This is a genomic window from Brenneria sp. g21c3 (assembly GCF_040240345.1).
In the GTDB taxonomy this organism is placed as follows: domain Bacteria; phylum Pseudomonadota; class Gammaproteobacteria; order Enterobacterales; family Enterobacteriaceae; genus Brenneria.
Window position 1 is genome coordinate 143,270 of record NZ_JBEIAB010000010.1, and the last position, 10,250, is coordinate 153,519.

Genomic DNA, 10,250 nt, shown 5'->3' on the forward strand with positions numbered 1-10,250 from the left:
TTTATGACCGCTGAAGATACCCAACCGCTGATTAGTCATCTGATCGAACTGCGCAAGCGGTTGCTGAACAGTATTATTTGTGTGCTGGTGGTGTTTCTGGCATTGATTTACTTTGCTAATGACATTTACCAGTTGGTTTCGGCCCCGCTGATTGAAAAGCTGCCGGCAGGGGCCAGTATGATCGCCACTGATGTGGCTTCGCCGTTTTTCACGCCGATAAAGCTCACCATGATTGTTTCGGTGTTTGTCTCGGCGCCGCTGGTGTTGTATCAGGTCTGGGCGTTTGTCGCGCCGGCGCTGTATAAGCATGAACGCCGGTTGATGATGCCGCTGTTGGTTTCCAGCAGCCTGTTGTTCTATGCCGGTATGGCGTTTGCCTATTTCGTTGTTTTCCCGCTGGCATTCGGCTTCTTCGCCAAAACGGCGCCCGAGGGCGTGCTGATTGCGACCGATATCAACAACTACCTGGACTTTGTCATGGCGTTGTTTATGGCGTTCGGCGTGTCATTCGAAGTGCCTATTGCGATCGTGTTGCTGTGCTGGAGCGGGGTGGTGACGCCGGAGGATCTGAAAAAGAAACGGCCTTATATGCTGGTCGGGGCTTTTATTGTCGGTATGTTGCTGACGCCGCCGGATGTTTTCTCGCAAACCTTGCTGGCGCTTCCCATGTATATGCTGTTTGAAATCGGCGTGTTTTTCTCCCGGTTTTATGTGGGTAAAGGTCGTCGTGCGGAAACAGAAGAGCCTGCGCCGTAAGAAATGGCTCCCTGTCTTTGAAAGTAAATAGCCTCTCTTTGAGAGGTTTTGTTTTTTGTGCGCCTCCTGCGGCGGTATCACTGTAGCGATAGACGGGTAACTAGCCAATGTTTGATATCGGAGTCAATTTAACCAGCCCTCAGTTTGCGAAAGACCGGGAATTGGTGATCGCGCGCGCCAAACAGGCCGGCGTCAGCGGGATGCTGGCGACGGGAACCAATATCCGGGAAAGCCGCCAGGCCCTGGCGCTGACGGCGGCATATCCGGATTACTGCTGGTCTACCGCGGGCGTTCACCCGCATGACGCCAGCGGTTGGGATGATTCAGCCGCCGAGCAGATCCGCCAGATGGCGCAATCCGAGGCCGTCGTCGCCATCGGTGAGTGCGGGCTTGATTTTAATCGCAACTTTTCCTCCCCAGAGCAGCAGGAACGCGCATTCAGCGCTCAACTGGCGCTGGCGGCCGAGTTATCCATGCCCGTTTTTCTGCACTGCCGAGAGGCTCACCCGCGTTTTCTATCCCTGCTGACGCCTTGGCTGGATCAGTTACCCGCAGCGGTATTGCATTGCTTCACCGGCAATCGCCGCGAGCTTGATGAATGTCTGACTGTCGGGTTGATGATCGGCATCACCGGCTGGGTCTGCGATGAACGCCGGGGGCTTGAGCAGCGTGCATTATTGAAACATATTCCGTGCGATCGGTTGTTGCTGGAAACCGACGCGCCGTATTTGCTGCCCCGGGATTTAAGTCCTAAGCCTGCATCCCGCCGTAACGAATCCTGTTTTCTCCCGCATATTGTCAGTCAGGTCGCCGCCTGGCGTGAAGAAGATGCCGTATGGCTGGGACGAAAAACAGATGAAAACGCCCGCCGGGTTTTCCGGCTGGTTTGATTCAGGAGAATAATGATATGAGCACTGCTTTTCCCGGTACGTTCCCCGGTCGGCGCATGCGCCGAATCCGTCGTCATGATTTCAGCCGCCGCCTGGTCGCTGAAAACCAACTGACGGTTAACGACCTGATTTATCCTGTTTTTGTCATGGAAGGCAATAATCGTCAGCAGGAAGTTCCCTCGATGCCGGGCGTATACCGCATGACTATTGACGTGCTGGTGAAAGAAGCTGAGGAAATCGCCAGGCTTGGCATTCCGGTGCTGTCGCTGTTTCCCGTCATCGAAGCGGATAAAAAATCGTTGCATGCCGAGGAAGCCTATAACCCGGATGGCCTTGTTCCGCGTACCGTTCGCGCGTTAAAAGATGCTGTGCCGGAGCTGGGTCTGTTGACGGATGTTGCGCTCGATCCCTATACCACGCACGGGCAGGACGGCATTATCGATGAAGACGGCTACGTCATTAACGATATCACCAAAGATATTCTGGTGCGTCAGGCGCTGTCGCACGCCGAGGCCGGCGCGGAAATTATCGCGCCCAGCGATATGATGGACGGGCGTATCGGCGCGATCCGCGAGAGTCTGGAAAGGCAAAACCTGATTAATACGCAGATTATGGCTTACTCGGCTAAATACGCCTCTTGTTACTATGGCCCATTCCGCGATGCGGTGGGATCGGCCGGTAATCTGAAGGGCGGGGATAAAAAGACCTATCAGATGGATCCCGCCAACGGCGATGAAGCCTTACAGGAGATCGCCCAGGATCTTCAGGAAGGGGCCGATATGGTGATGGTGAAACCGGGAATGCCGTATCTGGACGTGGTCAGGCGTGTGAAGGATACGTTTGCCGTGCCGACTTTCGCCTATCAGGTTTCCGGGGAGTATGCGATGCATATGGCCGCCATTCAGAATGGTTGGCTACAGGAAAAGCCGCTGGTGATGGAGTCCTTGCTGTGTTTCAAACGCGCGGGCGCCGATGGCGTATTGACCTACTTTGCCAAGCGCGTCGCGCAATGGCTGCATGAGCAGCATTCGCAACGTTGATTAGTTTCGTCAGGACGGCGTTCGCCGCGCCTGACGATTACATTTTCTGGAATTGACGGTTATCAATGCTCTGACGAACCTGCTTATTCAGCAAATTCAGCAACAGCATGGAACGGGCTTCCCCGTCCGGCTCGGTATAGATGGCCTGCAAGCCGGTAAAAATCCCATCCGTAATCATGACCTCATCGCCTGGCTGCGGCGTTTGCGGGTCGGTAATGCCTTCCGGCGGATGCTGCATCAGGTCATCGATCACCTGCTGGGGGATGGTGGCGGGGAAATTACCGAAGCGCACGAAGTTGCTGACCCCGCGCGTGGCGCTGATGGTGGTTGTATGGATGCGTTCGGGATCGAACTCGACAAACAGATAGTTCGGAAACAGCGGTTCGCAGACCTCGGTACGTTTGCCGCGTATGATTTTATCCAGTGTAATCATCGGACTTAGGCAAGCAACATCCTGGCGTTCCAAATGTTCTTTCGCCCGCAGCAATTGACCACGTTTACAATAGAGTAAGTACCAAGCTTCCATAATTTTGCAGACTTATGATTCCGGTTGGTCAGCATAACAAAAGCGGGCCCGGATAAAAAAATTTTCTTAAGAAATTGCTGATATCGGTTTCAAGGTACCCAGAAGCGCGGGCGAATGCCGCCGCAAAATAGCCGCACTAAGAAGCGACAGGCTGCAGAAGAGACTTTATAATAACCAGTTCCACAGACAGCGCCGATGATCAGCATGAAATATCGTGACTTACGCGAATTCCTCTCGCTACTGGAAGCGAGGGGAGAATTAAAACGCATTAACCAGCCTATCGATCCCTATCTTGAAATGACGGAAATTGCCGACCGTACCTTGCGTGCGGATGGCCCGGCGCTGCTGTTTGAAAATCCGAAAGGTTACAGCATGCCGGTTCTGTGCAATTTGTTCGGCACGGCAAAACGCGTCGCCATGGGAATGGGGCAGGAAGACGTCAGCGCATTGCGTGATGTCGGTAAACTGCTGGCTTTTCTTAAAGAGCCCGAACCGCCGAAAGGGTTCCGCGATCTGGTGGATAAAATGCCTAAATTCCGTCAGGTATTGAATATGCCGACGAAACGATTGTCTTCGGCTCCCTGTCAGGAACAGGTGTGGCAGGGCGAAGACGTCGATTTAAGCCGGATACCGATCATGCACTGCTGGCCGGAAGATGCCGCGCCGCTGGTGACCTGGGGGCTGACGGTAAGCCGCGGGCCGAATAAGGAACGGCAGAATCTGGGGATATATCGGCAGCAGTTGCTGGGCAAAAACAAGCTGATTATGCGCTGGCTTTCGCATCGCGGCGGCGCGCTGGATTTTCAGGAATGGTGTCAGGAAAATCCGGGGCAACGCTTCCCGGTCGCCGTCGCGTTGGGGGCCGACCCGGCAACGATTTTGGCGGCGGTCACGCCGGTTCCCGATACACTATCCGAATATGCTTTTGCCGGTCTGCTGCGCGGCCATAAAACCGAGGTCGTGCAATGTTTGTCCAACGATCTGGAAGTGCCGGCCAGTGCGGAAATGGTGCTGGAAGGTTATATCGAACCGGGGGAAATGGCGCCGGAAGGGCCTTACGGCGATCATACCGGTTACTACAATGAAGTCGATAGTTTCCCTGTCTTTACGGTGACGCATATCACCCAGCGGCGCGACGCGATTTATCACTCCACCTATACCGGACGTCCGCCGGATGAGCCCGCCGTATTGGGCGTCGCGCTCAATGAAGTTTTTGTGCCTATTTTGCAAAAGCAATTTCCGGAGATAGTCGACTTTTATTTGCCGCCAGAGGGTTGCTCTTACCGTCTGGCGATCGTTACCATGAAGAAGCAATATGCCGGTCACGCTAAACGCGTCATGATGGGCGTTTGGTCTTTTTTGCGGCAGTTTATGTATACCAAATTTGTTATTGTCTGTGACGACGACGTCAATGCCCGTGACTGGAAAGACGTTATCTGGGCGATCACCACGCGCATGGATCCAGCGCGAGATACCGTATTAGTGGAAAATACGCCGATAGATTATCTGGATTTTGCCTCGCCGGTTTCCGGTTTGGGTTCCAAAATGGGGCTGGACGCCACCAATAAATGGCCGGGCGAAACACAACGCGAGTGGGGACATCCGATCAAAAAAGATCCTCAGGTATGTGCGCGCGTTGATGCCATATGGGATGAATTAGCCATTTTCAGTGACAGAGAACCCCGGCGCTAACCTGCTGTTGCTCTGTTCCCAGTATTGCTTTTATGACCCTACAGAGGGAATGCATGACGACATTGAGCTGTAACGTGACTTTGGTAGAAGCAATAACCGATACGGTTTATCGGGTTCGTTTATTACCTGAGGCGCCCTTTTCTTTTCGTGCCGGTCAGTACCTGATGGTCGTCATGGACGAGCGGGATAAGCGTCCTTTCTCTATGGCGTCCACGCCGATGGAGACGAATTTTATTGAACTGCATATCGGCGCTTCTGAGCTGAATCTTTATGCCATGGCGGTGATGGAGCGTATTCTGCAAGAGAAAACGCTGACGGTGGATATTCCGCACGGTGAAGCGTGGCTGCGCGAAGAGAGCGAGCGTCCGCTGGTGTTGATTGCCGGCGGCACCGGCTTTTCCTACGTGCGCTCGATTTTGCTGACGGCGCTGGCTCAGCGGCCGGAGCGCGATATCGCGATCTATTGGGGGGGACGGGAAACCAAACACCTCTACGATCTCGGCGAACTGGAAGCGCTGACGACGCAGTATGCCAATTTGCAAGTGATCCCGGTGGTTGAACAACCGGAAGAAGGCTGGCGTGGACGAACCGGTACCGTATTAAGCGCGGTACTACAGGATTACGGTTCATTAGCCGAGCAAGACATTTATATCGCCGGTCGTTTTGAAATGGCGAAGATTGCCCGCGAGCGCTTCTGCAATGAGCGCGGCGCGTTGACGGCGCATATGTTCAGCGACGCTTTCTCGTTTATCTAAGAAAACCCCCGCGTGATAGTCCGCGGGGTTTGACGGTCATCATCCCCTGTCCCTTGCCAATGCACACAGGCTTTCCATCAGATGGATTAGCGTGGCGGAAATCCTGGCGCGCACAAAGTGTCCGGCGCTGTCGTTGAATGGCGGCTGTGTTAAAATGAAGGCATCGTGCAGCGACAAACAGGGATACCTATGGAAAAGCTGGCTTCTTTATACCACCATCATCTGATTACGTTACAGCAACGCACTCAGGCCATTCTTGCGCGCCACCAGCTCGACGCATTATTGATTCATTCCGGTGAATTATTAACGGTATTTCTGGACGATCACGACTACCCGTTTAAAGTTAACCCGCAGTTTAAAGCCTGGGTGCCGGTAACCCAGGTGCCGAATTGCTGGCTATGGGTCGACGGCGTCAACCCGCCGAAACTCTGGTTCTATTCGCCGGTGGATTACTGGCACAACGTCGCGCCCATGCCAGAAAGTTTCTGGACTGACGAGGTGGACATCTCGGTTCTGCGCAATGCCGATGATATTGGAAAACAACTTCCGGCCGGGCGGCGGCGCGTCGCTTACCTCGGCTATGCCCCGCAAAGAGCGCTGGCGCTGGGTATTGATGCGGAAAACATTAATCCCCAGGGCGTATTGGATTATCTGCATTACTATCGCGCTTATAAGACGGACTACGAGTTAGTCTGCATGCGTGAAGCGCAGAAAACCGCGGTTGTCGGCCATCGCGCCGCGCATGAGGCTTTTCTGTCCGGCATGAGCGAGTTCGATATCAATCTGGCTTATCTGACGGCCACCGGTCACCGTGATACCGATGTGCCTTATAGCAACATCGTGGCGCTCAATGAACACGCCGCGGTGCTGCATTATACCCAGTTGGACCATCAGGCGCCGTCGGATGTGCGTAGTTTTCTGATCGATGCGGGCGCCGAATATAACGGCTATGCGGCCGATTTGACCCGCACCTATTCCACGCAGAGCGATAACGCATTTGCCGCGTTGGTGAAAGATCTGAATCAGGAACAGCTGGCCCTCATCGATACGATCCAGCCCGGCGTACGCTATACCGATTATCATATCCAAATGCATCAGCGTATTGCCGGCTTGTTGAAGTCACATCAGCTGATTGATGGGATCAGCGTCGAGGCGATGGTGGAGAACGGTTTAACCGCGCCATTCCTGCCGCATGGTCTGGGACACTTGCTGGGGTTACAGGTACATGACGTCGCCGGCTTTATGCAGGATGACCAGGGCGCCCAACTGGCCGCACCGCCGCAATATCCCTATTTGCGCTGTACCCGAATACTTGAGCCCGGCATGGTGTTGACGATTGAACCCGGTATTTATTTTATCGATTCGCTGCTTGAGCCCTGGCGGGCGGGTCAATTCAGCCGCCATTTTGACTGGAAGCGGATTGATGCGCTAAAACCCTTCGGCGGTATTCGCATTGAAGATAATATCGTTATCCATGAGCAGCGTATTGAAAATATGACGCGCGACCAGAAGCTGTCCTGATGCAGGCTTATCCGGTACCCGCAGCGCCGGTCAGCGTGAGTGAGGAAATCAAGAAAAGCCGTTTTATTACTCTACTGGCGCCGACAAATGGCATTGATGCGGCAAAAGATTTTGTTCAGCAGACCCGGGAGCAGCACCCCACGGCCAGACATCATTGTTGGGCGTATGTCGCCGGCGCGCCTGACGATTCCCAGCAGCTTGGATTTTCTGATGACGGCGAGCCTTCGGGGACGGCCGGGAAACCCATGTTGGCGCAGTTGATGGGGAGCGGCATCGGCGAGATTACCGCCGTCGTTGTGCGTTATTACGGCGGGATCCAACTGGGTACCGGCGGGCTGGTGAAGGCTTATGGCGGCGGCGTCCAGCAAGCGCTGAAAGCGGTATCGCTGCAAGAAAAAGTATTACAGAAAGAATATGGCCTACGCTGTGATTATTCATTATTACCTCAGGTTGAATCGCTGATATACCATCTTGGCGGTCGGATTCTGCATAGCGACTTCGGTGCGGAAGTGACATTGAGCGTGTCTATTCCCCTTGGGCGCGTTGATGAAGCGGCCATGAGATTGCGTGATATCAGCCGTGGCTCGTTGCATTTATTGCCAGTTTCACAATAATCCCAACGCTGTTTTATGAATCATTTAAGGAATTCTTTGCAATGCATTTGCGCGCCATAACCCGAATTGTGGGTCTGCTGGTTATCCTTTTTTCCGGGACGATGTTTATCCCAGGACTGGTGGCCTTGATCTATCGTGATGGCGCCGGGCGGGCTTTCACTCAAACTTTTCTGGTCGCACTGACGATCGGCATTGTGCTTTGGCTGCCAAACCGTAAACAAAAGCATGAGTTGAAATCACGGGAAGGATTTCTGATCGTCGTATTATTCTGGACGGTGCTGGGCAGCGTGGGCGCGCTTCCCTTTCTCTTCGCGGAACACCCGAACCTCGGCGTCACTGACGCCTTTTTTGAGTCTTTCTCCGGACTAACCACCACGGGGGCGACGACGCTGGTCGGGCTGGATTCGTTACCCAAAGCGATTCTGTTCTATCGACAAATGCTGCAATGGTTTGGGGGGATGGGGATCATCGTTCTGGCCGTGGCTATCCTGCCTATCCTTGGCGTCGGGGGGATGCAGCTTTATCGCGCCGAAATGCCGGGACCGCTGAAAGATAACAAAATGCGTCCCAGGATCGCCGATACGGCGAAAACCCTATGGCTGATCTACGTGATGCTTACCGCGGCCTGTGCGGTTTCACTCTGGCTGGCGGGGATGCCCGCTTTCGATGCGATCGGCCATAGTTTTTCAACGGTTGCGGTTGGCGGTTTTTCTACCCACGATGCCAGCATCGGCTATTTTAACAACCCGACGATTAACACCATTATTGCGGTATTTCTACTGATTTCCGGCTGTAATTTTGGTCTGCACTTCGCGGTGCTGAGCGGACGTAGCATCAAGGTTTACTGGCGCGATCCTGAATTCCGTATGTTCATCTATGTTCAGATGTCGCTGGTCGCGGTGTGTACCGTGGTGTTGTGGTTTCACAACGTCTATGCGACAGGCATGCAAACGCTAAATCAGGCTTTCTTCCAGGTTGTGTCGATGGCCACAACCGCGGGCTTCACCACGGATAGTATTGCTTCCTGGCCGCTTTTTTTGCCGGTGCTGCTGCTGTGCTCCGCGTTTATCGGCGGCTGTGCCGGGTCAACCGGGGGCGGCTTGAAAGTCATTCGTATTCTGCTGCTTTTCCTGCAAGGTTCGCGTGAATTGAAAAGGCTGGTTCATCCTAACGCGGTATACAGCATAAAATTGGGCAATCGCGCGCTGCCTGAGCGGATACTGGAAGCCGTCTGGGGTTTCTTCTCCGCCTATGCGCTAGTCTTTATCGTCAGTATGCTGGCCGTTATCGCGACGGGAGTGGATGATTTCTCCGCTTTTGCCGCCGTCGCCGCGACGCTGAATAATTTAGGTCCGGGGCTGGGTGTCGTCGCGGACAACTTTACTTCGATGAATGATGCGGCAAAGTGGATATTGATCCTGACAATGCTATTCGGACGTTTAGAGGTATTTACTCTTTTAGTCTTGTTTACGCCGACGTTCTGGCGGGAATAAAACAGGCGGATATAGTGCAATGAAAGCTTTGATATTATTTTCCAGTAAGGATGGGCAGACGCGAGAGATAGCCTCTTATATCGCCAACTCGCTAAAAGGCGCGTTGGAGTGTGATGTCATTAGCTTGCTAAGTGCGAATGATATCGACCTGACTAAATACGATCGGATCCTGATCGGCGCATCGGTGCGATACGGACGTTTTAATCCGGCGGTGAATAAGTTTATTCAGCGGCATCTGACGCGTCTGCGGCAAATGCCCAGCGCGTTCTTTTCCGTAAATTTAACGGCGCGGAAACCAGAAAAGCGCACGTTGCAGACGAACGCCTATACGCGCAAATTCTTGTTGAGTTCGCCGTGGGAGCCAGACTTGTGCGGCGTATTCGCGGGTGCGCTGCGTTATCCCCGCTATCGATGGTTTGATCGCATTATGATCCAATTGATTATGCACATGACCGGCGGAGAGACGGATAGCAGCAAAGAAGTCGAATACACCGATTGGGATCAGGTAACGCGTTTCGCTCATGAATTTGGGCAATTAACGCTTAAAAAGAGCACATAGCGTTGCCTTTCCCGGCGGATCGCCGAAAAAAAACGCACTCAATCATTTTTATGCAAATTACCAGTTGCGGCCTGCGCAGAAGTCCCTATAATGCGCTCCCACTGACACGGCAACGGCGAATACGCGGTTGTGACGGCAGTAAGAAGCCAGGCAATAATCACTTGACTTCACAGCGGAAAAGCATAATATATGCGGCCCGCGCCACGGGATAACGTGGCACTGCTCTTTAACAATTTAATCAGACAATCTGTGTGGGCACTCACAAGACCTATCGGCTAACGATATAAAAAGTCTTGAAGAGTGACTAGCAGTAAATTCATTACGAATGAACAGTTACTAATTCTTTGAGCACAGCTATTAACTTAGCGAATCAAACAAATCTTAAATTGAAGAGTTTGATCATG

At 53.3% G+C, this 10,250-nt stretch carries 10 protein-coding genes; 9 read left to right on the top strand and 1 reads right to left on the bottom strand.

The annotated features are described in order from the left end of the window. The first annotated feature begins 3 nt into the window (after nt 1-3). The 3 genes from tatC (at nt 4) to hemB (ending at nt 2,686) form a co-directional block, all read left to right on the top strand. On the top strand, nt 4-756 hold the full coding sequence (gene tatC, locus ABRZ28_RS15795; RefSeq protein ID WP_319605377.1) for a Sec-independent protein translocase subunit TatC: 753 nt from the start codon (nt 4-6) through the stop codon (nt 754-756). Nucleotides 757-863: 107 nt separating this feature from the next. Further along, the gene (gene tatD, locus ABRZ28_RS15800) at nt 864-1,646 is read left to right on the top strand and encodes a 3'-5' ssDNA/RNA exonuclease TatD (RefSeq protein WP_330520867.1); all 783 of its coding nucleotides are present in this window, start codon (nt 864-866) and stop codon (nt 1,644-1,646) included. A gap of 17 nt (nt 1,647-1,663) precedes the next feature. Next, the gene (gene hemB, locus ABRZ28_RS15805; protein ID WP_330520868.1) at nt 1,664-2,686 is read left to right on the top strand and encodes a porphobilinogen synthase; all 1,023 of its coding nucleotides are present in this window, start codon (nt 1,664-1,666) and stop codon (nt 2,684-2,686) included. 37 nt (nt 2,687-2,723) lie between these two features. Here the strand turns inward: hemB and rfaH are convergent, their stop codons facing one another. Next, nucleotides 2,724-3,212, bottom strand: coding sequence for a transcription/translation regulatory transformer protein RfaH (gene rfaH / locus ABRZ28_RS15810; RefSeq protein WP_319605374.1), 489 nt, complete (start codon nt 3,210-3,212; stop codon nt 2,724-2,726). A gap of 195 nt (nt 3,213-3,407) precedes the next feature. Here rfaH and ubiD point away from each other — a divergent pair, with 195 nt between their 5' ends. The 6 genes from ubiD (at nt 3,408) to hemG (ending at nt 9,846) form a co-directional block, all read left to right on the top strand. Further along, entirely contained in the window at nt 3,408-4,904 is a 1,497-nt protein-coding gene (gene ubiD, locus ABRZ28_RS15815; protein WP_319605373.1) for a 4-hydroxy-3-polyprenylbenzoate decarboxylase, read from the top strand. 53 nt (nt 4,905-4,957) lie between these two features. Next, entirely contained in the window at nt 4,958-5,659 is a 702-nt protein-coding gene (gene fre / locus ABRZ28_RS15820; protein WP_319605372.1) for an NAD(P)H-flavin reductase, read from the top strand. Between the two features lie 189 nt (nt 5,660-5,848). Continuing rightward, nucleotides 5,849-7,180 (top strand): Xaa-Pro dipeptidase, encoded by a 1,332-nt coding sequence (pepQ, locus tag ABRZ28_RS15825; protein ID WP_330520869.1) that lies wholly within the window; start codon nt 5,849-5,851, stop codon nt 7,178-7,180. Next, a complete protein-coding gene (locus ABRZ28_RS15830; protein WP_319605370.1) occupies nt 7,180-7,794 on the top strand; it encodes an IMPACT family protein in 615 nt (204 codons plus the stop codon). Before pepQ ends, ABRZ28_RS15830 begins: the two co-directional genes overlap by 1 nt. A gap of 41 nt (nt 7,795-7,835) precedes the next feature. Further along, nucleotides 7,836-9,287, top strand: coding sequence for a Trk system potassium transporter TrkH (gene trkH, locus ABRZ28_RS15835; protein WP_319605369.1), 1,452 nt, complete (start codon nt 7,836-7,838; stop codon nt 9,285-9,287). A gap of 19 nt (nt 9,288-9,306) precedes the next feature. Continuing rightward, entirely contained in the window at nt 9,307-9,846 is a 540-nt protein-coding gene (hemG, locus tag ABRZ28_RS15840; RefSeq protein ID WP_319605368.1) for a menaquinone-dependent protoporphyrinogen IX dehydrogenase, read from the top strand. Nucleotides 9,847-10,250: the final 404 nt, after the last annotated feature.

Excerpts from the sequence above, each read along its gene's own strand:
- hemB (WP_330520868.1), top strand. The coding sequence starts at position 1,664 with ATGAGCACTGCTTTTCCCGGTACGTTCCCCGGTCGGCGCATGCGCCGA.
- ubiD (WP_319605373.1), top strand. The coding sequence starts at position 3,408 with ATGATCAGCATGAAATATCGTGACTTACGCGAATTCCTCTCGCTACTG.
- fre (WP_319605372.1), top strand. The coding sequence starts at position 4,958 with ATGACGACATTGAGCTGTAACGTGACTTTGGTAGAAGCAATAACCGAT.
- rfaH (WP_319605374.1), bottom strand. The coding sequence starts at position 3,212 with ATGGAAGCTTGGTACTTACTCTATTGTAAACGTGGTCAATTGCTGCGG.
- tatD (WP_330520867.1), top strand. The coding sequence starts at position 864 with ATGTTTGATATCGGAGTCAATTTAACCAGCCCTCAGTTTGCGAAAGAC.
- tatC (WP_319605377.1), top strand. The coding sequence starts at position 4 with ATGACCGCTGAAGATACCCAACCGCTGATTAGTCATCTGATCGAACTG.
- pepQ (WP_330520869.1), top strand. The coding sequence starts at position 5,849 with ATGGAAAAGCTGGCTTCTTTATACCACCATCATCTGATTACGTTACAG.
- trkH (WP_319605369.1), top strand. The coding sequence starts at position 7,836 with ATGCATTTGCGCGCCATAACCCGAATTGTGGGTCTGCTGGTTATCCTT.
- ABRZ28_RS15830 (WP_319605370.1), top strand. The coding sequence starts at position 7,180 with ATGCAGGCTTATCCGGTACCCGCAGCGCCGGTCAGCGTGAGTGAGGAA.
- hemG (WP_319605368.1), top strand. The coding sequence starts at position 9,307 with ATGAAAGCTTTGATATTATTTTCCAGTAAGGATGGGCAGACGCGAGAG.